A 26,205-nucleotide genomic window follows, 5' to 3' on the forward strand; every position below is an offset into this window, starting at 1 on the left:
ACCCGGTTTGCCGAAGCTCTAGACTGAGAAGCTGGCGCCGCAGCCGCAGCCCGAGGCGGCATTGGGGTTGACGATGCGGAACGCCGCGCCGCCCAGATCCTCGACGAAATCGACCGCCGCGCCGCGCACCAGATCAAGGCTGACCGGATCGACGACCAGCGCCACCCCGTCGGTATCGACGCGCACGTCATCGGCCTCGACCGTGTCGGCAAGACCATAGCGATACTGGAACCCCGAACAGCCCCCGCCTTCGACCGACAGACGCAGGATCGCGGGCTTGCCCTGACGCTGGGCAATGGCGGCCACGCGTGCGGCCGCCGACGGGGTCAGCTGAATCGGATCGATCATGTCCGATAAGTTAGGGGGTCAGGCCCCGCGCGGCAAGCTCGGGCGTGCCAGGCGCGGTGTGCGGGCTGTCAGTCGGCGCTGCCGGTCTGTTCGGGGGCCAGATCCTCAGGGCCGCCCTGAGCAAGCCGCGCGGTCATCGCATTGACGCGCTGGCGCATCGCCACCGCATAGCGTTCGGTGTCCAGATACGGCATCGGATCGACGGCACGGCCGTCCATGCGCACTTCATAATGCAGATGGCTGCCGGTCGAACGGCCGGTCGAGCCCATCAGCGCGATCACGTCGCCGCGCTTCACCCGCGCGCCCGGCGCGACCATGATCCGCGACAGATGGCCGTAGCGGGTCTGCAGGCCCTGGCCATGTTCGAGTTCGACGAGATTGCCATAGCCGCCATACCAGCCGGCGCGGCCGACAATGCCGTCGGCGGTGGCGTAGATCGGCGTGCCGACCGCACCGGGAATATCGACCCCGGCATGCATCGCGGCGGTGCCGCGGAACGGATCGGCGCGCACGCCGAAGAACGAGGTCAGGGTCAGGTTATCGACCGGCTTGATCGACGGCACCGACATCACGCCATGCTCGGCCTGGTCGAGCCGCTTCCACGTCATGAACAATGCGCGGAACTGGGCATCGGACTTGGTCGCGGCGGCATCGGTGCGGCCCGGATCGGCGGCAGCGGGCGTGCCGAGCGCCACGGCGCCCAGGATCAGCGAAGCGGCGACCACGATGCTGCGGGCGCATGCGGCCCACAAACGGATCCAGCCTTGTTTATCGTTTCCGAACAAACGCATCCAAACCCCAGCGACCCTGCGCCCGACAATCCCCAGATGGCGTTGCGCCACACGGACTTGCCGGGCTTTGGAGCCGGCGGACATTCGCCCGTCCGGACCCGTGAGATGCCGTCGCGGTCTCCCCCCGCTCCGGCTGATCGCGGTTGTCTGGGGTCGCAGGGTTAATGACAAGCTACCGCATAATAGTCGCGGGGCAGACCGGCCTTGGCACGCGCCGAGTCGTTGAACGGTGGCTTAACGACCCCGCGAAAATGCGTGGCAACCAGATGCCGCCAATGCGGTGCCGGATCGAGGCCGCGTGATTCGCACCCCCATTTGAACCACCGGCTGCCTGCGCCGACATGGCGCACCTCATCGTTCAGAATTCGCGTCAGAATCCGGGTGGTTGCGTGGTCCCCAAGCGCATCGAACCGGGCGATGGTGGCGGGCGTGACATCAAGCCCGCGCGCCTCGAGCACCATCGGCACCACCGCCAGCCGGGCGAGCGGATCGGCAGCCGTCGCGGTCGCCGCCTGCCACAGCCCGTCATGCGCCGGCAGGTCGCCATAAGCCGAGCCGAGCTGGCCGAGCCGCCGGTCGAGCAGCGCGAAATGCATCGCCTCCTCCGCCCCCACCTGCATCCAGTCATCGACAAAGGCGGGCGGGAACAGCGCGCCGAAGCGGCCGATCAGGTCAAAGGCCAGATCGATCGCGACAAACTCGATATGCGCCAGCGCATGGATCATCGCGACGCGGGAGGCATCGGATCCCATGCGCCCGCGCTTGGGCATGCGCGCGGGCGGCAGCAGCTCGGGCCGCGCGGGGCGGGCCGGGCGATCGGGCATCGGGGTGGCAAAGCCGTGCGCGAGGCGGCCCAGCCGCCATGCCCGCGCCGCCGCACGGGCGGCACGCACCTTGTCCGCCGGGTCCGCCGCATCGAGCACCGCCCGCGCCGCGCCGGCGACATCCGCCCAGCCACCGCGATCCACGATGCCAGCCCGATTCGCCCGGCCGGCCCGATCCGAGACGCTGGCCGATTCCGGCGGCGTCACAGCGCCTGGGCGGCGGCCAGCACCTCGGCGGCGTGGCCGGGCACCTTCACCTTGCGCCAGATGCGCGCGATCCGCCCTTCGGCATCGATCAGGAAGGTCGACCGGTCGATGCCCATATAGGTTTTGCCATACATGCTCTTTTCCACCCACGCCCCGAACGCTTCGAGCAGTGCGTTGTCGGTGTCGGTCGCGAGCGGAAAGGAAAGGCCATATTTGGCGGTGAAGGACTGGTGCTTCTTCGCGCTGTCCTTGGACACGCCCAGAATGGCGGTGCCGGCGGCATCGAACGCGGCGGCAAGTTCGGAGAATGCCTGGGCTTCCTTGGTGCAGCCGGGCGTATCATCCTTGGGATAGAAATAGAGCACCAGCTTGCGCCCGCGCCACGCGGCCAGCGTCGTCTGCGCGCCGTCCATCGCCTCGAACGCCGCCTCGGGTGCCATGTCGCCGACCTGAACCATGATCCTCAGCCCTCCTCGCTCCGCGCGACGATCCGCGCCCAGCATTCAGCGACGCTTTGCCGCGCGGCGGCATAGCCTGCAAGCAGGTCCGGCCAGTCGGCAAAGCCGCAGGCCCGGGCGACCAGCGCCCGGCCGGGCGGCGGCGGTTCCTGCGCATCGGGGGCGACGAGGCGCAGCGTCACCAGCAGCCGGGTCAGCATGTCATGCGCGGGCCCGAGCGCGGCCGGCAGATGCCCGGCCTCCACAAGCGCGGCAATCGCGCGCCGCAGATCGGGATCGACGCCGGTCCGGTGCTCAAGCTGGGCGACATGGACGCAGAACTCCAGATCCACCAGCCCGCCTTCGACGAGCTTGGCGTCGAGCGGCCCGGCGGGCGGCTTGTGGGCGCGCATGTCGCGCCGCATCGCGACCGCATCGGCCAGCAGCTTAGGGATGTCGCGCGGCGCGCCGAGCGCGGCGTCGATCGCCGCCTGCACCGCCGCCCGCGCCGCCGGCGACCCATAGACCGGGCGCGCGCGCGCCAGCGCCATATGTTCCCAGGTCCAGGCCTCGCGCGCCTGATAATCGGCAAAGGACTGCACGGTGACCGCCAGCAGCCCCTTCGCCCCCGACGGGCGCAGCCGGGTGTCGACATCGTAAAGCGGCCCGGCGGCGGTGGGTGCCGACAAGGCGGCGGTCACGCGCTGGGCAAGCCTTGCATAATAGCGTGTCGCCTCCAACGGGCGCGGCCCATCCGATTCGGCCATGAAATCGCCGGTGAACAGATAGACGAGATCAAGGTCCGACGCATGGGTCAGCGCCCGCCCGCCGAGCCGGCCGAGCGCGATCATCGTCAGCTCGCTGCCCGGAACCCGGCCGTGGGCGGCGACATGTTCGGCAATCGCCGCATCGGCGAGCGTGACCAGCGCCGCCTCGGCGACGCGCGCATAGCCGGCGGCGACGTCGAGCGGGTCGCTCGCACCCTCGATAATCTGCACGCCGAGCGCAAAGCGGCGTTCGCCAACCGCCTGGCGGACATGATCGAGCAGCCCCTCATAGCCCCGGTCCGCATCGCCGCCCGCAAACTGCGCGGCGAGCGTGCCCAGATCGGGCGGCAGCGCAAAGGCGGTGGCGTCGATCAGCCCGTCGAGCAGGTCGGGCCGCCGCCCGAGATCGGCGGCAAGCGCCGGCGCATGGCTGAGAATGCCGGCGAGCAGCCGGGCGAGCGCCGGGCGCGCGGCGAGCAGGCGGAAAAAGTTGAGCGCGGTCGGCACGCGCGCGACAATGTCGTCCAGCCGGTGCAGCGCACGATCGGGATCGGGGGCCTGGCCCAGCGCGGTCACAAGCACCGGCAGCATGTCTTCCAGTGCAGCCCGCGCGGCCGCGCTCTGCAGCGCGCGCACGCCGCCGCCGCGCCAGCGCGCAATCGTCGCGCGCGCCGGGCCGGGGGGATCGAACCCGGCCTCGGCAAGCGCGCGGTCGAGCGCGTCATCGTCAAGCGGCAGGCCCGGCGCGGCATCGGCACCCAGCGCGCCATAGATGTCGGCCACGGCGGCAACATGCGGCGCAAGCGTGGCGACCAGCGCCGCCCCGTCGTCCAGCCCGTGCAGCCGCGCGACCGAATCGAGTGCCGCGGCATCGGCGGGCAGTTCATGCGTCTGCCGGTCATCGACCATCTGCAGCCGGTGCTCGATCGCGCGATACAGCCGATAGGCGGTCGCCAGCCGCCCGGCCTCGCCCGCCTCGACCAGCCCGCGCGCGGCGAGCGCAGCCAGCGCATCGAGCGTGGTGGCAAGGCGCAGCTCGCGGTCGCGCCCGCCATGGATCAGCTGGTGGATCTGGGTGAAGAACTCGACCTCGCGGATGCCGCCCCGGCCGCGCTTCAGATCGAAGCCCGGACCCAGCATCTGGCCGGCGGCATGATGCGCGCGGATCTGGCGCGACATCGCCTGCATCTCGCCGATCGCGCCGAAATCGAGCGCGCGCCGCCAGACAAAGGGGCGCACCGCCTCAAGAAACATCCGCCCCAGATCGGCATCGCCCGCCGCCGCGCGGGCGCGGACGAACGCCGCGCGTTCCCAGGCAAGGGCGCTCGATTCATAATAGCCGATCGCCGCCTCCACCGGCAGCGCGATGGGCGTGACCTCGGGCGAGGGCCTCAGCCGCAGATCGACCCGGAACACATAGCCATCGGCATCGCGCGCCTGCAGCAGCTCGACAACGCGCCGCCCGATCCTGACCGCCGCCTCGCCCGGCTCCTCGCGCGGGCGGCAGGGCAGGGTGTCGGGATCGAACAGGAAGATCGGGTCGATGTCCGACGAATAATTGAGCTCGCGCCCGCCATGCTTGCCAAGCGCGATCGCGGCAAAGCCCCGGATGGGCGCGCCGGGCGTGCGCTCGGCAATCGCCGCCGCGATCGCGCGGTCGAGCGCAAGATCGGCCAGATCCGACAGCGTGGCGGTGACGGTTTCGAGATCGATCAGCCCGGCCAGATCGCCGATCGCCAGCACCAGCGCCAGCCGCGCCCGCAGCCGGCGCAGCGTGCGCGCGAGCGGATCCCCCGGCGTCTCGGCCCGCGCGGCGGCGAGCGCGCCGGCCAGATCGCCTGCCGCCAGCAACGCGTCCAGATCGGGATGACGGTCGAGCAGGTGGCGCAGAAACGGGGCATGGGCGCGCGCGCGGGCAATGGCGTCGCGCGCCGCCGCCACAGGGGCGGCGGGATCGGCTGGCGGATGCCGGTCGGCGGCGGAGGAGCGGGGCGGCGGCGCGGCAGGGTCCATGACGCGCAGATGTGGCCAAAGCGCGCGGCGGCTGCAACCGCGTCGGTGCCCGGCCTGCGCACCCGGCAACCCGGAGCCCGGTTCTGCGTTCACCCTAAAATATGTTTGATCCCCCGCCCCCGCACCAAGCCCCCGCCGGGCAGCCGTTCAGCCTGCGGAGGTCGAACGGATCGGGAGCGCGCTTGCCGCCGCCTTCGGCACCGGCCGGGACCGGCACGACCCATGCCACGCCGTGCCGCCCGATCCGGCCCCCTGGCCGGCAGACTGGGACACGCTCGCCAGACAGCTGGACGACATCCCTTATCAGCCCGGCCTGCGCCCGGCCGGCGGCTCGCGCGACGCCAGCGCGGCCGCCGGCGGCGCATCGGACGATCCGGCGGAACCGGGCGGCCCGGCGCTCAGCTGATCGACATCGGCCATGATCGTCTCGAGCGCGGTCAGGCCCGGCGCGCGCCGGTCTTCGCGGCGCGACGGCATCCCACCTTCGCTGAGCAGCGCCTCGAGCGCGACGCGGCCACGCGCCACGCGGCTCTTGATCGTGCCGACCGCCACCCCGCAGATCTCGGCTGCTTCCTCATAGGCAAAGCCGCCCGCACCGACCAGGATCAGCGCCTCGCGCTGCGGCCGGGGCAGATGCAGCAGCGCGCGGTGCATATCGGCCAGCTCGACATGCCGGTCCTGCCCCGCCGGGGCCGCCAGCAGCTTGTCCGCCGCCAGCTCGTCCCATTCGCCGCGAAAGCGCGCACGCCGCATCTGCGACAGGAACAGGTTGCGCAGGATCATGAAGGTCCAGGCGCGCATGTTGGTTCCCGCCTGGAAACGCGCCCGCGCCGCCCAGGCCTTCATCAGCGTTTCCTGCACCAGATCGTCGGCCAGATCGCGATTGCCCGACAGCGACCGGCCAAAGGCGCGCAGATGCGGGATGACCAGCGCCAGCTGATCACGGAACGCCGCATCGCTGAGCGGCCGATGCGGCGGCGCACCGGGCGCAAATGCTTCCGGGCCGGAATCCTGCCCGGCTTGAGGAACGTGGCCGGCGATCCCGCCTGCGGGCGCGGGCGACGGCCCGGACGGGGACCGCCGCCGCCTGCTCAAGCGGGCACGGTCGCGCGGTCGAAGAACAGCGCCTGGGCGATCGCCGCCTTCACGGTTGCGCGCTGGAACGGCTTGGTGATCAGGAAGGTCGGCTCGGGCCGTTCGCCGGTCAGCAGCCGCTCGGGAAAGGCGGTGATGAAGATCACGGGCACCGCAAACTCGCCCAATATGTCGCGCACCGCGTCGATCCCCGAACTGTCATCGGCCAGCTGAATGTCAGCCAGCACCAGCCCCGGGCGGCGCGCGCGCGCCTGCGCCAGAGCCTCGTCACGGGTCACGGCAACGCCGGTCACGTCATGGCCGAGATCGCGCACGATCGTCTCCAGATCCATGGCGATGATCGGCTCGTCCTCGATGATCAGCACATCGGCGCGGGTCTGCGCCTCGATCTCGGCCAGCGCCTCGGCGACCAGCGTCTCGACCTCGCCCGCATCGACCCCGAGCAGATAGCCGCTGTCGGCAAGCGTGAAGCCTTCCATCGCGGTCAGGAGCAGCGCCTGGCGCGGCAGCGGTGTCAGGCGCGCCAGCCGGGCATGGGCCACGGCCTCGTCCCCGATCACGCCGTCCGCCACGCCGCCCGCGACCGGCGCACGCCCCGCCCCCGGCTCATCGTCATTGGCGCCGTTGACCGATCCCCAGATCGCCTGGAACGTCCGATACAGGCCGAGGCGCGGATCGATGTCGCGCGGAAACTGTTCCGGCGCATCGACGATCGCCTGCAGCGTCGCCTTCACATAGGCGTCGCCCTGCGCCTGATCGCCGGTCAGCGCGCGGGCATAGCGGCGCAGAAAGGGCAGATGCGGGGCCAGATGTTGACCAAGCGTCATGTTCGACCAGTCCTCCAATCGTCGCCTGTGTTGCCGCTACCGGCGGAATGTGGAGCGGCAGCCCCGGCCTGACAAGCGTGCCGGTCCGGCCCGCATCACCCCGCCGGCAGCAAGCGTCGCGCCCGGCGACAGAAAATGGGCGCAAGAGCGGAACAAACAAAATCGTTGTTGGTTTCACCGCCCGCATGTCCGCATTATTCCTGAGGGGACAATTGCCGGTTTGCGGCAGGGGGTCGTTTACGGCAAGAGAATGGCGATCGCTGCGGCGGGCCCGTTGGCCGGGTGCGCCGCGTTTAGGGGCTGGCTTGATTTTGAGCGCACAACGCAAGGAACCGCAACAGGCGAAAGCGGCCCGGCCAGCCGGGCATGCCGATCCCCGCCATGCCGACAACAGCGTCGGGCGCGCGCTCCGCGCGCTTTACGAAAGCGCGGTCGAAGAAGATATTCCGCCCGACATGCTGGATTTGCTCGGCAAGCTCAAATAACCCTCGGGGCATGGACAGCGCCGCCCCCGCGCGCCGGACGGCAGAATGATCGGCCGCCGCTTCGCCCGGCTGGCGACCGGCACAAGGCTGCTTGTGCTCTTAAGCCTCGCGCTGCTGCCGCTCGGCTGCCTGGCCGTTTATGCCGCGATCCAGAACAGCCGCAGCGTCGACCTTGAGCGGCGCGCGCTGCTGCGCATCGCCGCCGACAGCGCGGCACGGCGGCTGGCGGCGGAAATCACCGTCGATGTCACGGCGCTCAGGGCAGCGGTCAATCTGCTCGACCGCGGTGCCGACGAACTGGCGGTGTGCGCGCGCACGCGCAGCGTGTTCGGAACCGCGCTGCTCGAATCGAACAATTTCCTGCTTGTGACGCGCGGCGGGCGGCCGATCTGCGGATCGCTTGCCCTCGCCCGCGCCGAGGCGATGTTGGGCCGCCCGATGAACGGCGTGCGCATCGCCGGCCATGCGATCGAAATCCATGCGCGCAGCGATACCGGCGCGTTCATCGGCATCGCCCGTTACGGGCTTGCCGATCTGCGCCGCACGGTCACGCCGCAGGAGAGGCTCTGGCCGCTAAGCGCGGTGCTGACGGCCGGCGATGACCGGCTGGCGCTGATCAGCGAGTTTACGCTGCCGGTGGTCGAACGGCTCGAACGCGTGACGGTCCGTGTCCCGCGCACGGGGCTGGACCTGATCTTCGCGGTCGAGCGCGCCCCGTTTACCGCCACGCAGATGATCACGATGCTGACCCCGGTGATGATGTGGGTAGCGGCGCTGGCGGTGGCGTGGCTCGTCATTCACCGCTTCGTGCTCGACCCGCTGGCCCGGCTGCATGCGACGATTTCCGCCTATGAGCCGGGACGGATCCTGCCCAGCCCGGCGCGGATGACCGTTCCCGCGCGCGAGATAGCCGATCTGGGCGACACGTTCAGCGCGATCAGCCAGACAGTGGCCGCCCATGAAGCGCAGCTGGCGCTCGGCCTCACCCGCCAGACGCGGCTGACGCGCGAGGTGCATCACCGGGTGAAGAACAATCTTCAGGTCGTCTCCAGCCTGATCAACCTGCATGCCCGTGCCGCGCGCGACGAAGAAGCGATTGCGGCCTATACGACGATCGGCCGGCGGGTCGACGCGCTCGCCGTCGTCCACCGCAACCATTTCGCCGAGCTGGAAGACAATCGCGGCCTCAATCTGCACGGCCTGATCGGCGAACTGACGTCGAACCTGCGCAGCACGGCGATGACCGGCAGCACCATCCAGGCGCTGCCCGCGATCCGGATCGGTGTGCCCAGCCTGTTCGTCGCGCAGGACACCGCCATTCCGCTCGCCTTTCTGCTGACCGAACTGATCGAGCTGGCGATGACGATCGATCCGGCGGCGTCGATCGACATCGAGATTGCCGCCCTCGACACACCGGGGCGCGCACGCCTGACACTCGTGTCGCCGGCGCTTGTCGATGGCGAGCTGATCGCCCAGCTGCTTGCCGAACGCTATGGCCGGGTGCTGGAAGGGCTGTCGCGCCAGCTGCGGACCCCGCTCCAGCGCGACGGCGAAACGGGCCGCTTCGCCGTGGATTTTGCGCTGCTCCAGCCTGTGGCCGCGCCGGTTGCGCCACCGCTGCGGGGCTGATTGCAGGCCTGCCCGGAAAAAAATGCCCGCAACGCGGAACCGCGACAGGCGGTGCGGCGTTTTGGCCTTCGGACAGCGATTATTTGCCCCCCCGCTCTCGCTGTCCGCGTACATGGACCCGGAAATGCTGGCCGCCCCCCGGCCTGTCATTTCCGGGTCCTAGCTGTTTTTCGGGGGACACGGACATTGCGGCGAACCGGCGGCGTCAGGCCGCTGCGTCATCGCCCCCGGGTTGGGCATCGACGGCCGGGCGCGCGCGGCTGCGGCGGCGCTCGGTGAACCAGATCGCGATCAGCGCCAGTTCGTAGAGCAGCACCAGCGGCACCGCGAGCAGCAGCTGCGACAGCACATCGGGCGGGGTCAGCACGGCGGCGATGACAAAGGCGATCACGATCGCATAACGCCGCCCGGCGACCAGCTGGGCACGGGTGACGATGCCGGCGCGCTCCAGGAGCATCAGCAGCACCGGGGTCAGAAACGCGACGCCGAAGCCGAAGATGAACTTGGTGACGAACGACAGGTAATTGCCGACCCCCGGCAGTGCTTCCTGCTGGATGCCGCCGACATCGCCCTGAAAGCCGAGCAGAAAACGCAGCGCGACCGGCATCGCCACATAATAAGCCAGCGCCGCGCCGGCGGTGAACAGCACCGGCGTCATCATCAGGAACGGCAGCAGGGCCCGTTTTTCCTGCCGGTACAGACCCGGCGCGACGAACGCCCAGAGCTGCGTCGCCATCACCGGAAAGGCGACCATGATGGCGGCAAAGAACGCGACCTTCAGATTGACGAAAAACGCCTCGAACACATCGGTATAGATAATCTTGCCCTGCCCCGCCGCGATCAGCGGCTGGACGAGAAACGCAAAGATCGGCTCGGCAAAATAGAGGCACGCGAAAAACGCGCCACCAAGCGCGGCGATCGACCAGAGCAGCCGGCGGCGCAGCTCGATCAGATGGTCGAGCAGGGGCGCGCGGCGTTCATCGATGTCGCCGATCATCGCGCCTCTCCCCCGCCCGCCGGCTTGTCGTCCATCGGCGGCGGCAGCGGCGTCATCTCCGGCGCGGCGTCGGGCGCGGCATCACCGGCACCAGGGGCATCGGTCGCGTCGGGCAGAACCGGCGACGCAACGGGCGGCACGGGCGGGTGTTCGCGCATGATGCGGGCATTTTCCTCCGCCCATTTGCGCTGCATTTCCTCCAGCTCGGCCTCGCGCACCATTGCGTCGAAGCCCGAGCGGAAATGGCGGGCCGCGCCGCGCACCTTCGCCACCCAATGGCCGAGCACGCGCATCGCGCGCGGCAGATCCTTGGGACCGATCACCACCAGGGCGACGATCGCGCACAACAGCAATTCCTGGGGGGCGATATCGAACATCAGGGCGCCCGCTTAGAGCATTTTGGCGGCGGGGAAAATCGCCCCCTGCCGCCAAATCGCCGGAGGGGGAGCCCAAGCGCCGGCATGCCCCGCCCTTGAACGCGGCCGATGCCCGCCTAAATCCTGTGCTGTCCGGCCGCCACATCCGGGGCCGGACAGAAAACGCAATCGGCGTCGCCACTTATGGGGCGCCACCAGATCATTTTGCTCATCGGAGGATATGATATGCGCAGTTTCGACCTGACCCCCTATCGCCGCTCCATGGTCGGTTTCGACCGGCTGTTCGACCTGCTGGAAAACAGCACCCGCGCCGCGTCCGCCGGGGACAATTTCCCCCCTTTTGATCTCGAGCGGCTGGCCGAGGACCGGTACCGGATCACGCTCGCCGTTGCCGGGTTCAAGGCCGAGGAAATCGACATCACCGCGCAGCAGAATCTGCTGCTCGTCACCGGCAAGAAGGATCAGAGCCCCGACCGCTCGCGCTTCCTGCATTCCGGGATCGCGACGCGCAGCTTTGAACGGCGCTTCGAACTGGCCGATTTCGTCCGCGTCGAGGCGGCGGCCCTGGCCGACGGGCTGCTGACGATCGATCTGGTGCGCGAAGTGCCCGAAGCGATGAAGCCGCAGAAGATCGCGATCACCCGCGACACCCCGGCCCCGGTGATCGAGCAGCGCGACGCCGCCTGACCGGAGTCGCCACCCCCGGATATTGAGCGGGCGCCCCGGCAACGGGGCGCCCGTTTTGCATCTCGCGTCGATCAGTGCGCGCTTTGCAGCGGTGACCTTGTGAGCATCCGGTTGCGTTCAAAGGCAAGCGTCGGGTCGATCGGTCCGTCAAACTCGACGCCGATGCGCTGCCCGTCGCCCCAGCGGACATGGGCGGTCACAGCGCCGATGCCGGGAATGTCGATATCGACCAGATCGCCGGTGCGCGGCGGATAGGCGCATTCGCCCATCAGGCCATGGGCGGAAATGTTGCGCACCGTGATGCGCATCCGGTTGCGCGACCCGGCCCGGGCGATGGTGCCGACCAGCAGGCACGCATAGCGCCTTTCCCTGAGATTGGGGCCGATGCCGTCATCGAGCCCACCCACCATGTCGCGCAAGGGTTCGTTTCGCATGGCGCACGCCTAGCGCGCGCCCCGTAAAGGCAGGGTAAAGACCGCGTTCAGGATATTCCGCCGTGCCGGCCGCCGCGTGGCGGCCGGCACCGGCCGGACCGGCTGGGATCAGACCAGCCGGCTCTGCTTGACCGCGGCCGACACGAAGCTGCGGAACAGCGGATGCGGGTCGAACGGCTTGGATTTGAGTTCGGGGTGGAACTGCACGCCGACAAACCAGGGATGGTCGGGCCGCTCGACAATCTCGGGCAGCTGCCCGTCGGGGCTGAGGCCGCTGAACATCAGTCCGCCCGTCTCCAGCAGCGGCCGGTAATGGACATTGACCTCATAGCGGTGGCGGTGGCGCTCGCTGATCTCGGTCGCGCCATAGATGGACGACACGACGCTGTTGTGCGCGAGCACCGCCTTATAGGCGCCCAGCCGCATCGTCCCGCCCAGATCGCCATCGGCCTCGCGCCGCTGAAGCCCCTCGGCGGTCATCCATTCGGTGATCAGGCCGACCACCGGCTCCTCGGTCGGGCCGAATTCGGTCGTCGAGGCATTGGCCAGCCCGCCCAGATTGCGCGCGCCCTCGATACAGGCCATCTGCATGCCAAGGCAGATGCCGAAAAACGGCACGCCGCGTTCGCGCGCAAAGCGCACCGCCGCGATCTTGCCTTCGGACCCGCGCTCGCCAAAGCCGCCGGGCACGAGGATGCCGTGCATCGGCTCCAGCGTCGCGGCCACCTGCTCGGCGTCATTTTCGAACAGCTCGGCATCGAGCCATTTGACATGCACCTTGACCCGGTTGGCCAGCCCGCCATGCACCAGCGCCTCGTGCAGCGACTTATAGGCATCGGGCAGGCCGACATATTTGCCGACGACGCCGATCGTCACCTCGCCCTCGGGATTCTCCACCCGGTCGACAATGTCGGTCCAGCGCCCGAGATCGGGGCTGGCCGGCGGCGTCTCGATGCCGAACGCGTGCAGCACCTGACGGTCCAGCCCCTCGGCATGATATTGCAGCGGCACCTGATAGATGCTGCGCGAATCGAGCGCCTGGATCACCGCTTCCTTGGCGACGTTGCAGAATAGCGCGATCTTGGCCCGCTCGCCCTCGGGCAGCGGATGTTCGCAGCGGCACACCAGCACATCGGGCTGGATGCCGAGCGCGGTCAGTTCGCGCACGCTGTGCTGGGTCGGCTTGGTCTTCAGCTCGCCCGCGGCCGCGATATAGGGAACCAGCGTCACATGCACGAACACCGTCTGGTCGCGGCCCAGTTCGTTGCGCAGCTGGCGGATCGCCTCGATGAACGGCAGCGATTCGATGTCGCCGACCGTGCCGCCGATCTCGCACAGCACGAAATCCAGATCGTCGGTCTCCGCCTGGGCAAAGGCCTTGATCGCGTCGGTGACGTGCGGGATCACCTGCACGGTCGCGCCCAGATAATCGCCCCGGCGCTCGCGCTGGATGATCGTCTGGTAAATGCGGCCCGAGGTGATGTTGTCCGACTGACGGCTGGGAACGCCGGTAAAGCGTTCATAATGGCCAAGATCGAGATCGGTCTCGGCCCCGTCGTCGGTCACATAGACCTCGCCGTGCTGATAGGGGACATCGTCCCCGGATCGACGTTCAGATAGGGGTCGAACTTCCGGATGCGTACGCGGTATCCGCGCGCCTGCAAAAGCGCGGCGAGAGACGCCGCCATGAGACCTTTGCCGAGCGAGGAGACCACGCCGCCGGTGATGAAAATATACCGCGCCATGGGGTTTGGCGCTTAGCCGCCCCAAGGCACCGGGGGCAAGCCGGGGCACGGAAAAAAAGCCGTGCCCGGCGGCAAAAGCATGGGGATTATTTGGGCCGGGTTATTTGGGCTGGGCGCCGTTCGCAGGCGCGGGTTCGGCAGCGCCCGCCTGGCGCGCGGCGGCAGCCAGCGGATCTTCGGCCGGAGCGGGTGCCGCAGGCGCGCTGACCGGGGCGGGCGTGGCCGCCGAGGCATCGACCTTGCCGGTCTTGTTGTTCATCGCCGCGATCGTCGCCAGCGCGACGCAGCACAGGATGAACAAAGTCGCCAGGATCGCCGTCGCGCGGGTGAGGAAATCGGCCGCCCCGCGCGCCGACATCAGCCCGGTCGGGCTGCCGCCGGTCAGGCCGCCGCCCTCGGACCGCTGCATCAGGATGACGGTGACGAGTGCGGTCGCGATGATCGCCTGAACGACAAGAAGAAACGTGAACATCGGCCTGCTTTCACCCTTTACAAGGCGGGGTCTTTAGCTGTGACCCGCCGGGGAATCAATCTGCGGGGGCGGGTTGCGGAACGGGGGGTGTTTGTCGCGCGCCTCCCGGCGCAGGAGCAGTGTTTTTGTGCTGCGCCTTCCGGCGCAGGGGCGGCACCGGCCCGCTCCCCCACCCGGCCACCCAACGGCAGGTTACGCTATGGGAGGCCGGGTGGGGGAGCGGGCCGGTGCCGTTCTTCCCAACAAACAACACCCGGTGCCGGCTCGCGCCACACCACGGACAACGCCGCGATCAACCTCACCCCGCCTTGGCGACTCCGACCAGAGCCGGGCGGAGCAGCCGGTCGCGGATCATGAAACCGGGCTGCATTTCCTGGACGATCGTGCCCGGTTCGGCATCCGACGCGATTTCCATCATCGCCTGGTGCCGGTTGGGATCGAGCTTTTCGCCGAGCGACTGGATGCGCGAGATGCCGTGGCGTTCGAACACGCTGGCGATCTCGCGCCCCGTCGCCTCGAGGCCGATCACCAGCGCCTTGAACCGGTCGTCATCGCGCAGTTCGGCCGGAATGGCGGCGAGCGCGCGTTCCAGATTGTCGGACACGCTCAGCACGTCGCGGGCAAAGGCGGTGGCGGCATAGGCGCGCGCATCGGCGGCGTCCTTTTCCATCCGGCGGCGGACATTCTGCGTCTCGGCCTGGGCATAGAGCGTCGCGGCACGCGCCTCGGCCAGTTCGGCCTCCAGCGCCGCGATCCGCGCAACCTGTCCGCCCCCCTGTTCAGCCGTCTGCGCGTCGCCCGCCTGCCCGGCATCGGCATCGCCATCCACCGGGGCGCCCGAACCGGCGCTCATTTCATCATCGATCATGTCGTTGTCGGTCATCATGCCATCAGTCTTGAGAGGGTTTGCGCGGTGAAATCCACCATGGGAACGATGCGGGCATAGTTCAACCGGGTGGGGCCGATCACGCCCACCACGCCGACCACGCGCCCGTCCGCGCCGCGATAGGGCGCGGCGATAACGGATGAGCCGGACAAAGCGAACAGCTTGTTTTCCGATCCGATGAAAATCTTGGTCGCTGCCGCCTCGGTGGCGCTGTCGAGCAGGCGCGAGATTTCCTCCTTGTCCTCCAGCTCCTCGAGCAGCTGGCGGACGCGGACCAGATCGGCGGCGGCGGCATCGTCGATCAGGTGCGACTGGCCGCGCACGATCAGCACCGGCCGGCGGTCGGTATCCTCGGTCCAGACGGCAAGGCCGCGTTCGACCAGCGCCCGGCTGGCGGCATCGAGCGCCGCGCGGCCGCGCCCGATATCGGCGGCCAGCCGGTGGCGCGCCTCGTCGAGCGTCAGCCCCGCCAGCGCGCTGCTGACAAAGTTCGACGCCTCGATCAGGCTGGCGGCGGTCGCCCCCGGCGGCAGATCGACGACCCGGTTTTCAACGCTGCCGTCCTGGCCGACCAGCACCGCCAGCGCCTGTTGCGCGGACAGCGGCACAAAGCCGATCTGGCGCAGCCGGGGCGCGCGCTTGGGCACCATCACGATCCCGGCACAGGCCGACAGGTCGGACAGAGCGGCGGTCGCGGCGGCCAGCGCCTGTTCGACCGGTCCCTCCTCGGTCAGCTGCTGCTCGATCATCCGGCGTTCCTCGGCCGACGGCTCGGCGGCCTGCATGATCGCATCGACGAACAGCCTCAGCCCCAGATCGGTCGGCATCCGCCCGGCCGAGATGTGCGGCGCGGACAGCAGCCCGGCTTCCTCCAGATCCTGCATGACGTTGCGGATCGAGGCCGGCGACAGGTTGAACCCGCCCAGTTTCGAAATCGTCCGCGACCCGACCGGCGCGCCGGTTCCCAGATAGCTTTCGACGACGACGCGGAACACATCGCGCGCGCGATCCGACAACTCGGCGATCGGCAGATCGTTGACCGGCACTCCCATGCCGCCAATGTAGGAATCGCCGGCGGATTCGTCACCCCGAACTTGCACCCGCCCCCCGCCCCGGCCTAGAGGCCGGCTTTCGCCCGACACCACAGATTTTTTGTTGAAGGATCCGCCATGCGACCCTCCGGCCGTGCGCCCGACCAGATGCGCGCCATCACCATCGAGCCGCATTTCACCCGTCATGCCGAGGGCTCGTGCCTGATCGGCTTTGGCGACACCCGCGTGCTCGTGACCGCAAGCGTCGAGGAACGCGTGCCGCCGTTCCTGCGCGGCAAGGGCGAAGGCTGGGTGACGGCCGAATATGGCATGCTGCCGCGCGCCACCCACACGCGCGGCGCGCGCGAGGCGGCGAAGGGCAAGCAGTCGGGCCGGACGCAGGAAATCCAGCGGCTGATCGGCCGCAGCCTGCGTGCGGTCATCGACCTGAAGGCGCTGGGCGAACGGCAGATCACGCTCGACTGCGACGTGATCCAGGCCGATGGCGGCACGCGGACCGCGGCGATCTCCGGCGCCTGGGTGGCGCTGCGCCTTGCGGTCGACGGGCTGGGGCTGGCCGTCGATCCGATCCGCGCCAAGGTTGCCGCCGTCAGCTGCGGGATCTGGCAGGACATGGCGGTGCTCGACCTTGATTATCCCGAGGATTCCGCGGCGGATGCGGACGCGAACTTCGTGCTGACCGACCAGGGCCGGATCGTCGAAGCGCAGGCGACCGCCGAAGGTGCCACCTATGACGAGGAAGGGCTGTTGCGGCTGCTGCGGCTGGCGCGCATCGGCTGTGGCGAGATTTTCGCCGCGCAGGACGCGGCGATCGCCCGCGCCCGCACCGCCTGAGGCCGGCGCGGTGACCATGGCGCGCAGGCTGGAGCCGGGCCGGCTGGTCATCGCCAGCCACAATCAGGGCAAGGTGCGCGAGATCCGCGCGCTGCTCGAACCCTTTGGGATCGAGCCGGTGTCCGCCGGCGATCTCGGCCTGCCCGAGCCGGCGGAGACCGGGCAGAGCTTTGCCGACAATGCGCTGATCAAGGCGCATGCCGCCGCTGAGGGCGCGGGCCTGCCGGCGCTTGCCGATGACAGCGGGCTGTGCGTGCCGGCGCTGGGCGGGCGGCCCGGCGTCGCCACCGCCGACTGGGCGGAGCGCCAGCCCTTTGAAGGCCCGCCGGGGCGCGACTGGTATCTGGCGATGGGCAAGGTCGAAGGGCTGCTGGCCGAACTGGGGCCGGATGCCGACCGTTCGGCCTGGTTCGCCTGCACGCTCGCTTTGTCCTGGCCCGATGGTCATGCCGAAGTGTTCGAGGGGCGGGTCGAGGGCCGGCTGGTCTGGCCGCCGCGCGGCACGCGCGGCTTCGGCTATGACCCGGTGTTCGTCGCGCGGGGCCATGACGTCAGCTTTGCCGAACTCGACCCGGCGGAAAAGCACCGGATCAGCCACCGTGCCGATGCCTTCGCCAAGCTGGTTGCCGCCGTTTTTGGTTGAGCCGGCACCTGTCGATGCGCCGCCCGGCGCGGATGCGGATGCGCCGCTGGCGCTCTACATCCACTGGCCGTTCTGCGTGCGCAAATGCCCCTATTGCGACTTCAACAGCCATGTCCGCGCCACTGTGGACGAGGATCGGTGGCGCGACGCGCTGCTCGCCGATCTGGCGCATGAAGCGGCGCTGACGCCGGGGCGGCGGCTGTCGTCGATCTTTTTCGGCGGCGGCACGCCCTCGCTGATGCCGCCCGCGACCGCCGCCGCGCTGATCGAGGCGGCACAGATGCATTGGGGATTCGCGCCCGGCATCGAAATCACGCTGGAGGCCAATCCGTCATCGGTCGAGGCGGCGCGCTTTGCCGATCTGGCGCAGGCGGGGGTGAACCGCGTGTCGCTCGGCCTGCAGGCGCTCGACGATCCGGCGCTGCTGTTCCTCGGGCGGGCGCACGGGCTGGCCGAAGGGCTGGCGGCGCTCGACACCGCGCAGCGCGCCTTTGCGCGGGTGAGCATCGACCTGATCTATGCGCGGCCGGGCCAGTCACCGGATGACTGGGCCGCCGAGCTGACCCGCGCACTCGGCTTCGGCACCGAGCATCTGTCGCTTTACCAGCTGACGATCGAGCCGGGCACGCGCTTTGCGACGCTCGCCGCGCAGGGCAGTCTGGTGCCGCTCGACACCGACACCGCCGCCGATCTGTTCGAGCTGACCCGCGCGATGACGGCGGCGGCGGGGCGGCCCGCTTACGAAGTGTCGAACCACGCCCGGCCGGGGCGGAGAGCCGGCATAATCTCAGCTATTGGCGTTATGGCGACTATCTGGGCGTCGGGCCGGGGGCGCATGGCCGGCGGCTGGGCCGGGCGACGCTGCGCCACAAAAAGCCGGAAAACTTCCTCGCCGCGATGGCGCGCAACGGCCATGGCATCCAGAGCGAGGATGTGCTGGCCGCCAATGTCCGCGCCGCCGAAGCGCTGATGATGGGGCTGCGGCTCGACGAAGGCGTCGATCTGGCGCGGATCGCGGCGGCCACCGGACTGGCACCCGATGCGCTGATCGACACCGGCGCGGTGCACAGGCTGGCCGCGCACGGGCTGGTCGCGCACATGAACGACCAGCTGCGCGTTCTGCCCGCCGGGATGCTGGTGCTCGACCGGCTGCTGGGGGACATCGTCGCCTGATCCGCGCGGAGGTGTTTGCGCGGGTTAGGGCGTGGGGGGTTTTGGTTGTGCTGCGCCTTGCGACGCAGGAGCGGCACCGGGTTGTTCGTTGCGCGCCTCTCGGCGCGGGGGCGGCACCGGCCCGCTCCCCCACCCGGCCACCCAACGGCAGTATCATATGGGTGGCCGGGTGGGGGAGCGGGCCGGTGCCGTTCTTCCCAATTCAAAGACTCCCGGTGCCGTTCTTCCGAAGCGAAACACTCAGCGCGTCGGCACCGGCTCCGGGCCCGAATAATCGTAGAAGCCCCGCTTGGTCTTGCGGCCCAGCCAGCCGGCCTCGACATATTTGACGAGCAGCGGCGCGGGGCGGAATTTCGGGTCGCCGCTGCCTTCGAACAGCACGCGGGTGATCGACAGGCAGGTGTCCAGCCCGATGAAATCGGCGAGCGTCAGCGGCCCCATCGGATGGTTGAGACCCAGCTGGCAGGCGGCGTCGATGTCGGCGATGCTCGCCACCCCCTCGCCCAGCGCGAAACAGGCTTCGTTGAGCATCGGCATCAGCACCCGGTTGACGATGAAGCCGGGCGCGTCCTGGGCGTGGACGACGCGCTTGGCGAGCCGCGCGGCATAGGCCTCGATCGCCGCGACCGTCGCCGGCGCGGTCGCCAGGCCCGAAATCACCTCGATCAGCCCCATCACCGGCACGGGGTTGAAGAAATGCACGCCGATGAAGCGCGCCGGATCGGGCGCCGCCTGCGCCAGCCGGGTGATCGGGATGGACGAGGTGTTGGATGCCAGGATCGCGTCGGGGGACAGCACCGTGCCGACGCTTTCGAAGATGCGGCGCTTGATCGCCTCATTCTCGGTCGCGGCCTCGATCACCAGCCCGGCCGGGGCGAAGGCGGCATGATCGCCGACCGGGGTGATGCGGGCGAGCACCGCGTCGCGCTCGGCCGCCGACAGCTTTTCCTTGGCGACCAGCCGGTCGAGCTGGCGGGCGATGCCGGCTTTCCCGGCCTCCGCGCGGTCGATCGCCACATCGGCGAGCAGCACCTGATAGCCGGCCTGTGCCGACACCTGCGCGATGCCGGCCCCCATCTGGCCGGCGCCGATCACGCCCACAATGTCCATCTCAATCTCCGTCACGCGACAATGCGGCGGCGATATGCCCCGGCCGCCCGCCCCCGGCAAGCACGGGTCAGCCGCGCTGCGGCCTGACCCGCAGCGTCAGCAGCGCGGCCAGCAGCATCAGCGCGCCCGACAGCATCAGCACATGGCGCGGATCGCCCCCCAGCAGCGGGCGGTAGATGAGCGGCATGGTCAGGCTCTGGATCATCATCGGCACGACGATGAACATGTTGAAAATGCCCATATAGATGCCGGTGCGCTCAGGCGGGATCGCGTCGGCCAGCATCACATAGGGATTGCCCATCATGCTTGCCCAGCCAATGCCGATGCCCAACATCGGCAGCGCCATCAGCCAGGGATCCGCAAGCCCGGGCAGCACGATCATCGCCGCGCCCGATACGGTCAGCGCCAGCGCATGGATGCGGGCCGGGCCGGCGCGGCGGACGAGCGGCACCATCGCGAGCGCGGCGGCAAAGGCGATGAAGTTGTAGAAGCCGCCCAGCCGCCCGTTGAGCAGGGCCGCCTCGCGAAAGCCGGCGCTCAGCGGATCGGCGGTGTCGAACAGGCTGCGCGCCAGCGCATGGACGACGAACTGCCAATAGGCGAACATCGCATACCATTGGCAGAGCATCGGCAGCGCCAGCGCCCGCATCGGCGCGGGCATGTCGCGGATCGCAGCCCACAGATCACCAAGCGCCCCGCCCGGTGCGGCGCGCCCGGCCTCAAGCGCCGCCGCCTGGGCGGGATCGAGCGGCAGCTCTGGAACGCGCAGCACCGACCACAGCACCGTCGACAGCGACAGGACGCCGCCGACCGCAAAGGCGATGCCGGTGACCGTGGGGATGTTGTTGGCGCCGACCGCATCGGCCCCCACCCCCCACCAGACAAGGATCGACGGCGACAGATAGGACAGTGTCTGGGCAAGGCCGGTAAAGGCGCTCTGCGTCAGAAAGCCGAGCGGGCGCTGATCGGCGGCCAGCCGGTCGCTCACATAAGCGCGATACGGCTCCATCGTCACATTGTTGGCGGCATCGAGCACCCAGAGCAGGCTGGCCGCCGCCCACAATGCCGGGCTGTGCGGCATGGCGAACAGGCACAGCGAACACAGCAGCGCCCCGATCAGGAAATAGGGCGTCCGCCGGCCGAAGCGCGACACCGTGCGGTCGCTGAGCGCGCCGACCAGCGGCTGGACGATCAGCCCGGTCATCGGCCCGGCGAGCCAGAGCAGCGGCAGGCTCGCCTCGTCCGCGCCCAGATAGGCATAGATCGGCCCCATATTGCTCTGCTGCAGCCCGAAGCTGAACTGGAGGCCAAGGAAACCAAGGTTCATCTCGGCGATGCGCAGCAGCGACAGGCGCGGCCTGGCGGCCCCCGCGCACCCACCCGCCGGGCTGTTGCCGGACGAACTGTTGCCGGACGGGCCTTCGCGTCCCCCGTGCGTCTGGGTGGCCGTCATCTCTCTCTCCCGCTCCCGGGCGGCCGGCCGCCATGCTTGTGCGATGGCCAGGTCGCAGCTGCCCTGCACCGGCCAGCATAGCGCGGCGGCGGGCGACGACAATCAAGAATGCAATCGATTGCGCAATCGATTGCGAAATATTATACCGCTGCCAACGCCGTGCAAAAAACGGCAAGCAGGGGAGATGCAGGATATGGTGAAGCACCACGCATTGCTGGCTGGCGTCATGTTGCCGGCGCTCGCGGCGGCAACCGCAATGCCCGCCCATGCCGCGCGGATCGCGGACCCGGCCCAGGCCGATGTCGCCGCGCAGACTGATGAGTCCGCTGCAGCGCCCGCCGACGACATCGTCGTCACCGCCGTGGCGCGCGGCCAGAACCGGCTCGACGCGACGGTTGCGACGAGCGCGCTGTCGGGTGCCGCGCTCATCGACCTTGCGCCGCGTTCGGCGGCCGAGGCGTTCCGCCAGATCCCCGGCATTCGCGCCGAAGCCTCGGGCGGCGAAGGCAATGCCAACATCGCCGTGCGCGGCCTGCCGGTCGCCTCGGGCGGGGCGAAGTTCCTCCAGCTTCAGGAAGACGGGCTGCCGGTCCTCGAGTTTGGCGACATCACCTTCGGCAATGCCGACATCTTTGTGCGCACCGATTTCAACATCGCCCGGATCGAGGCGGTGCGCGGCGGCTCGGCCTCGACCTTCGCCTCCAACTCGCCGGGCGGGGTGATCAACTTCATCTCCAAGACCGGCGAGCAGGAAGGCGGCGCGATCCAGACGACGCTCGGGCTGGATTATGAGGAATATCGCGTCGATTTCGATTATGGCGCGCCGATCGGCAAGGACTGGAGCTTCCATGTCGGCGGCTTCTACCGCCAGGGCGAAGGCCCGCGCCGGCTGGGCTATGACGGGCTGAAGGGCGGGCAGATCAAGCTCAACCTCACCCGCAAGTTCGAGGGCGGCTATATCCGCTTCTTCGGCAAATATCTGGATGACCGCGCGGTCGGCTATCTGCCCAATCCGGTGCGCGTGACCGGCACCGACGCCGATCCGACCTATACCAGCCTGCCCGGCTTCAGCATCAACGGCGACAGCCTGCATTCGCGCGGCTTCCTGCAGGCGCTGTCGCTCAACGGCCAGAATGTCGCCCAGCGTTTCGACGTGACCGACGGCATGCGCCCGCTGGTCAAGGCGTTCGGCTTTGAAACCTCGATCGACGTCGATGACGACTGGACGCTGGTCAACCGCTTCCGCTTTTCCGACGTGTCGGGCGGCTTCACCTCGCCCTTCCCGGCTTCGGTCGGCACGGCAGGCGCGATCGCGACCGAACTGGGCGGCGCGGGCGCGACGGCGCGCTTTGCAACCGGCCCCAATGCCGGCCAGGCGGTGCCCGCGGGCACGCTGGTCGCGCGCGTCGTGCTGTTCAACACCCGGCTCAACAGCCTTGATAACATCACCAACGACCTGCGGCTGACCCGCGATCTGACGATCGGCGGGGGCGAGGGCGCGGTCACCTTCGGCTTTTACAAGTCGCGGCAGGACATCGCGACCGACTGGCTGTGGACGTCGCACCTGCTCGAGGTGCGCGGCGGCGGCAATGCCGGGCTGATCGACATCCGCACCACCGGCGGCGCGGCGGTCACCGATGGAGGCACCGTGGCTTATGGCGCGAGCTTTTTCGGCGGCTGCTGCCGCCGGGTCTATGACCTGAGCTATGATACCAACGCGCCGTTCGCCTCGCTCAACATGCGTTTCGGCAAGCTGTCGGTCGATGGCGCGCTGCGCTATGATTTCGGTCGCGCGCGCGGCACCACCTTCGGTGCCGATCTGGGTGGCGGTCGGGTCGGCACACGGCCGGTCGATGTCGATGGCAATGGCACCATCTCCACCGCCGAACAGCTGACCTCGGTCGTCCCGCTCGGCAGCCCGGCACCGGTTGATTACAATTACGACTATCTGTCCTACTCGCTGGGCCTGAACTACCGGCTGGCCGACACGCTGGCGCTGTTTGCCAGCTATGCGCGCGGCGGCCGCGCCAATGCCGACCGGCTGCTGTTCAACGACAATAATGTCAGCACGACCACCGGCGCGCTGCGCAACCCGGCGCTGGCGGTGGACTTTGTCCGCCAGCTGGAAGGCGGGGTGAAATATCGCGACGGCGGCACCCAGCTTTACGCCACGCTGTTCCATGCCCGCACCGAGGAACAGAATTTCGAGGCGACGACGCAAAGGCTGTTCGACCGCTCCTACCGCGCCTGGGGCCTTGAGCTGGAAGGCAGCATCCGGCGCGGCGGCTTCACCTTGTCGGCCGGGGCCACCTATACCGATGCCGAAATCACCCGCGACGCCGTCAACCCGGCCGTTGCCGGCAACCGGCCGCGCCGCCAGGCGGACTTCATCTATCAGGCGACCGCCCAGTATGAAACCGACCGGTTCGCGCTGGGGGCCAATATGGTCGGCACCACCGACAGCTATGCGCAGGACGACAACCGGCTGAAGCTGCCGGGCTTCACCCAGGTCAACGCCTTTGCCCGGTTCACCCCGGTGCCGCGCGTCACCCTGTCGGTGAACGCCAACAACCTGTTCGACGTCAACGGCTTCACCGAGGCGGAGGAAGCCTCGATCCCCGCAGACGGCATTGTGCGCGCACGCTCGATCAACGGCCGCACCGTCTCGGCCGCCGTCCGGTTCGACTTCTGATGCTGGACGCCCGGGCGGACGGCGCCCTGCCCGGGCCGGACGGCCCGGGCGCGGCGATCACCAGTCACTGGACCCGCGCGCATCTGCTGGCGCTTGCCGCACCGGCCCATGCGCCGGTGATCGGCCGGGCGGATGCGCCGCCGCTGCTGCCCGGCCATGACCTGTGGGACTGGTGGCCGGTGCAGGACCGGTCGGGCGCGATTGCCGGGATTGCCAGCGGGATGCTCGCCATCTTCCTGTCCGCCCCCGAAGGGCCGGACCCGGATGCCCGCCACGGCATTGCGCGGCTGCGGCTGATGCACCGGGCGGCCGATGGCGGCTGGCGCGATCTCGGCCCGCTGTTTCCCGACGGTTTTTCGCCGGGCAGCCGCGAATGGTCCGGCTCGGCGGTGCTGGGCGATGATGGTGTCACCCTCGCCGTCCATTTCACCGCCGCCGGGCGGCGCGGCGAGACCGCGACCAGCTTTGACCAGCGGCTGTTCGTGACCGAGACGCGGCTCGACGGGGTGCGCCCCACCGGCTGGAGCGTGCCGCGCGAAACGGTCGCCGCCGACGGCGTCCATTACCAGACCGACATGGCGGGCGGCGGCGCGATCGGCACGATCAAGGCGTTTCGCGACCCGGCCTTTTTCCACGATCCCGCGACGGGACGCGACCATCTGCTGTTCGCCGCCTCGCTCGCCGGATCGGCGGCGGCGTTCAACGGCGCGATCGGCTGGGCGGTGGCGGACGGGGACAAATGGCGGCTGCTGCCGCCGCTGATCGCCGCCGAAGGGCTGAACAACGAGCTGGAACGCCCGCACATCGTCTGCCGCGACGGGCTTTATTATCTGTTCTGGTCGACCCAGAACAAGGTGTTCGATCCCGCAGGCCCCGCGGGGCCGACCGGGCTTTACGGTATGGTGGCCGACCGCATCGAGGGCCATACCGGCCGCTCAATGGTGCTGGCCTGGTGTTCGCCAACCCGTCACAGGCCCCGCATCAGGCCTATAGCTGGTGGGTGACCGCCGATCTTCAGGTGCTCAGCTTTGCCGACATGATCGGCGCGGCCCACGCCCCCGCCAGCGCGGCCGAGGCGCGCGCCTGTTTCGGCGGCACGGTTGCGCCGACGCTGCAGCTGATGCTGGCCGGCGACCGGGCATGGCTCGCATGACGGGCGCGCCGCTTCCTGCTGGGCCGCTTACTGCTGGCCCACTTACTGCCGGAATCGAGCTGGGCGGGACCAAATCCATCGCCGTGCTGGCGCGCGGCCCGCAGATCCTCGACCGTGTCCGCGTGGCGACCGAGGATCCGGAGACGGTGCTGGGCGGCATGATGGCGGCCCTTGACGGCTGGCAGGCGGCGGGCGCGGCGATTGCGGGGCTGGGCATTGCCAGCTTCGGCCCGCTCTGCCTCGATCCCGCGCTGCCCGATTTCGGGCGGCTGACGACGACGCCCAAACAAGGCTGGGCGGGGACCGACCTGCTCGCGCCCTTCCGGCGCTTCGGTCTGCCGGTCGCGCTGGATACCGACGTCAATGGCGCGGCGCTTGCCGAAGGGCGGTGGGGCGCGGCGCAGGGCCTGTCAGTCCATGCCTATCTGACCATCGGCACCGGGATTGGCGGCGGCGCGGTGGTGAACGGCCGGCCGCTGCACGGCCTGATGCACCCGGAAATGGGCCATGTCCGCCCCGCCTCTGCGCCCGCGTCAGGCTTTGCCGGCATCTGCCCCTATCATGGCAACTGTCTGGAAGGGCTGGCGTCCGGCCCGGCGATCGCCGCGCGCACCGGGCGGCCCGCGCACGAGATCGGCGATGACGACCCGGTCTGGCCGATGATCGCGGACGAACTGGCGACGCTGATCGCTAACCTGCTGCTGATCCTGTCGCCGCAGCGCATCCTGATCGGCGGCGGCGTTGGCAGCCGGGCGGTGCTGCTGCCGCATCTGCGCCGGGCGACCGCCCGGATGCTCGGCGGCTATCTGGCTCCGGTCACGCCGGACGCGCTCGACCGGCTGATCACCGCCCCGGCGCTCGGATCCGATGCGGGGCCGCTGGGCGCGGTCGCGCTGGCCGAAATGGCGGCGGCCGGCTGAGGGAAGTTGTTTGCTGTGCGCCTTACGGCGCAGGGGCGGCGTGGCTTGTGCTGCGGCTGACGCCGCAGGAGCGGCACCGGCCCGCTCCCCCACCCGGCCTCCCGACGGCAGCATACTATGGGAGGCCGGGTGGGGGAGCGGGCCGGTGCCGTTC

Annotated in this window: 22 protein-coding genes and 3 pseudogenes; 9 read left to right on the forward strand and 16 right to left on the reverse strand. The window is 69.4% G+C overall.

The features are described 5' to 3' along the window. Positions 1 to 18: 18 nt before the first annotated feature. The 7 genes from erpA to GVO57_RS00660 all read right to left on the reverse strand — a co-directional run bounded on the left by erpA (position 19) and on the right by GVO57_RS00660 (position 7,309). Positions 19 to 345 carry an iron-sulfur cluster insertion protein ErpA gene (gene erpA, locus GVO57_RS00630; protein WP_407695733.1) on the reverse strand — a complete coding sequence of 109 codons (327 nt, stop codon included), beginning with the start codon at positions 343 to 345 and terminating at the stop codon, positions 19 to 21. 71 nt (positions 346 to 416) lie between these two features. Next, positions 417 to 1,073, reverse strand: a complete 657-nt coding sequence (locus tag GVO57_RS00635; protein ID WP_233281409.1) for a M23 family metallopeptidase — start codon at positions 1,071 to 1,073, stop codon at positions 417 to 419. A gap of 227 nt (positions 1,074 to 1,300) precedes the next feature. Next, positions 1,301 to 2,107 (reverse strand): ferritin-like domain-containing protein, encoded by an 807-nt coding sequence (locus GVO57_RS00640; RefSeq protein ID WP_233281410.1) that lies wholly within the window; start codon positions 2,105 to 2,107, stop codon positions 1,301 to 1,303. A 59-nt stretch (positions 2,108 to 2,166) separates the two neighbouring features. After that, positions 2,167 to 2,628 carry a peroxiredoxin gene (locus tag GVO57_RS00645; RefSeq protein WP_160591000.1) on the reverse strand — a complete coding sequence of 154 codons (462 nt, stop codon included), beginning with the start codon at positions 2,626 to 2,628 and terminating at the stop codon, positions 2,167 to 2,169. A 5-nt stretch (positions 2,629 to 2,633) separates the two neighbouring features. Further along, positions 2,634 to 5,387: a bifunctional [glutamine synthetase] adenylyltransferase/[glutamine synthetase]-adenylyl-L-tyrosine phosphorylase gene (locus GVO57_RS00650; RefSeq protein WP_160591003.1), complete on the reverse strand. Its 2,754-nt coding sequence runs from the start codon at positions 5,385 to 5,387 to the stop codon at positions 2,634 to 2,636. A 303-nt stretch (positions 5,388 to 5,690) separates the two neighbouring features. Next, entirely contained in the window at positions 5,691 to 6,428 is a 738-nt protein-coding gene (locus GVO57_RS00655; protein WP_160593742.1) for a sigma-70 family RNA polymerase sigma factor, read from the reverse strand. A gap of 50 nt (positions 6,429 to 6,478) precedes the next feature. Continuing rightward, positions 6,479 to 7,309, reverse strand: a complete 831-nt coding sequence (locus GVO57_RS00660) for a response regulator (RefSeq protein ID WP_160591005.1) — start codon at positions 7,307 to 7,309, stop codon at positions 6,479 to 6,481. Positions 7,310 to 7,620: 311 nt separating this feature from the next. On the opposite strand from GVO57_RS00660, the gene GVO57_RS14710 reads away from it, so the two are divergent. Then, a complete protein-coding gene (locus tag GVO57_RS14710) occupies positions 7,621 to 7,794 on the forward strand; it encodes a NepR family anti-sigma factor (protein ID WP_233281412.1) in 174 nt (57 codons plus the stop codon). A 45-nt stretch (positions 7,795 to 7,839) separates the two neighbouring features. After that, positions 7,840 to 9,423 carry a sensor histidine kinase gene (locus GVO57_RS00670; protein WP_160591007.1) on the forward strand — a complete coding sequence of 528 codons (1,584 nt, stop codon included), beginning with the start codon at positions 7,840 to 7,842 and terminating at the stop codon, positions 9,421 to 9,423. A 205-nt stretch (positions 9,424 to 9,628) separates the two neighbouring features. Here GVO57_RS00670 and tatC read toward each other — a convergent pair whose 3' ends face one another. After that, positions 9,629 to 10,420 carry a twin-arginine translocase subunit TatC gene (tatC, locus tag GVO57_RS00675; RefSeq protein WP_201752663.1) on the reverse strand — a complete coding sequence of 264 codons (792 nt, stop codon included), beginning with the start codon at positions 10,418 to 10,420 and terminating at the stop codon, positions 9,629 to 9,631. Next, entirely contained in the window at positions 10,417 to 10,797 is a 381-nt protein-coding gene (gene tatB / locus GVO57_RS00680; protein WP_160591009.1) for a Sec-independent protein translocase protein TatB, read from the reverse strand. Before tatB ends, tatC begins: the two co-directional genes overlap by 4 nt. Positions 10,798 to 11,022: 225 nt before the next feature. Between tatB and GVO57_RS00685 the strand changes: the two genes are divergently transcribed. Then, positions 11,023 to 11,484, forward strand: coding sequence for an Hsp20 family protein (locus GVO57_RS00685; RefSeq protein ID WP_160591011.1), 462 nt, complete (start codon positions 11,023 to 11,025; stop codon positions 11,482 to 11,484). Positions 11,485 to 11,555: 71 nt separating this feature from the next. Here the strand turns inward: GVO57_RS00685 and GVO57_RS00690 are convergent, their stop codons facing one another. From GVO57_RS00690 to hrcA, 5 genes and pseudogenes are all read right to left on the reverse strand, one after another. Then, the gene (locus tag GVO57_RS00690; protein WP_160591013.1) at positions 11,556 to 11,918 is read right to left on the reverse strand and encodes a PilZ domain-containing protein; all 363 of its coding nucleotides are present in this window, start codon (positions 11,916 to 11,918) and stop codon (positions 11,556 to 11,558) included. Positions 11,919 to 12,026: 108 nt separating this feature from the next. Next, positions 12,027 to 13,663, reverse strand: a pseudogene (locus GVO57_RS00695) (CTP synthase). Positions 13,664 to 13,763: 100 nt separating this feature from the next. Next, the gene (secG, locus tag GVO57_RS00700; RefSeq protein ID WP_160591015.1) at positions 13,764 to 14,135 is read right to left on the reverse strand and encodes a preprotein translocase subunit SecG; all 372 of its coding nucleotides are present in this window, start codon (positions 14,133 to 14,135) and stop codon (positions 13,764 to 13,766) included. A 298-nt stretch (positions 14,136 to 14,433) separates the two neighbouring features. Further along, positions 14,434 to 15,018 (reverse strand): nucleotide exchange factor GrpE, encoded by a 585-nt coding sequence (locus GVO57_RS00705; RefSeq protein ID WP_407695734.1) that lies wholly within the window; start codon positions 15,016 to 15,018, stop codon positions 14,434 to 14,436. Continuing rightward, positions 15,018 to 16,073: a heat-inducible transcriptional repressor HrcA gene (gene hrcA, locus GVO57_RS00710; protein WP_160591017.1), complete on the reverse strand. Its 1,056-nt coding sequence runs from the start codon at positions 16,071 to 16,073 to the stop codon at positions 15,018 to 15,020. The genes GVO57_RS00705 and hrcA overlap by 1 nt, the downstream gene beginning before the upstream one ends. 117 nt (positions 16,074 to 16,190) lie before the next feature. Between hrcA and rph the strand changes: the two genes are divergently transcribed. From rph to hemW, 3 genes and pseudogenes are all read left to right on the forward strand, one after another. Further along, positions 16,191 to 16,907: a ribonuclease PH gene (rph, locus tag GVO57_RS00715; RefSeq protein ID WP_160591019.1), complete on the forward strand. Its 717-nt coding sequence runs from the start codon at positions 16,191 to 16,193 to the stop codon at positions 16,905 to 16,907. 16 nt (positions 16,908 to 16,923) lie between these two features. After that, positions 16,924 to 17,550, forward strand: a complete 627-nt coding sequence (gene rdgB, locus GVO57_RS00720; RefSeq protein ID WP_160593746.1) for an RdgB/HAM1 family non-canonical purine NTP pyrophosphatase — start codon at positions 16,924 to 16,926, stop codon at positions 17,548 to 17,550. After that, positions 17,513 to 18,723, forward strand: a pseudogene (gene hemW / locus GVO57_RS00725) (radical SAM family heme chaperone HemW). The gene rdgB and the pseudogene hemW overlap by 38 nt, the downstream one beginning before the upstream one ends. A 240-nt stretch (positions 18,724 to 18,963) precedes the next feature. On the opposite strand, the gene GVO57_RS00730 reads toward hemW, so the two are convergent. Then, on the reverse strand, positions 18,964 to 19,833 hold the full coding sequence (locus GVO57_RS00730; protein ID WP_160591021.1) for a 3-hydroxyacyl-CoA dehydrogenase NAD-binding domain-containing protein: 870 nt from the start codon (positions 19,831 to 19,833) through the stop codon (positions 18,964 to 18,966). Positions 19,834 to 19,900: 67 nt separating this feature from the next. Beyond that, the gene (locus GVO57_RS00735) at positions 19,901 to 21,160 is read right to left on the reverse strand and encodes an MFS transporter (RefSeq protein WP_233281588.1); all 1,260 of its coding nucleotides are present in this window, start codon (positions 21,158 to 21,160) and stop codon (positions 19,901 to 19,903) included. 319 nt (positions 21,161 to 21,479) lie between these two features. On the opposite strand from GVO57_RS00735, the gene GVO57_RS00740 reads away from it, so the two are divergent. From GVO57_RS00740 to GVO57_RS00750, 3 genes and pseudogenes are all read left to right on the forward strand, one after another. After that, positions 21,480 to 23,978, forward strand: coding sequence for a TonB-dependent receptor domain-containing protein (locus tag GVO57_RS00740; protein ID WP_160593747.1), 2,499 nt, complete (start codon positions 21,480 to 21,482; stop codon positions 23,976 to 23,978). Further along, positions 23,978 to 25,131, forward strand: a pseudogene (locus GVO57_RS00745) (glycoside hydrolase family 68 protein). The gene GVO57_RS00740 and the pseudogene GVO57_RS00745 overlap by 1 nt, the downstream one beginning before the upstream one ends. Then, on the forward strand, positions 25,119 to 26,051 hold the full coding sequence (locus GVO57_RS00750; protein ID WP_233281414.1) for an ROK family protein: 933 nt from the start codon (positions 25,119 to 25,121) through the stop codon (positions 26,049 to 26,051). The pseudogene GVO57_RS00745 and the gene GVO57_RS00750 overlap by 13 nt, the downstream one beginning before the upstream one ends. Positions 26,052 to 26,205 lie beyond the last annotated feature (154 nt).

The organism is Sphingomonas changnyeongensis (assembly GCF_009913435.1).
GTDB lineage: Bacteria > Pseudomonadota > Alphaproteobacteria > Sphingomonadales > Sphingomonadaceae > Sphingomonas_B > Sphingomonas_B changnyeongensis.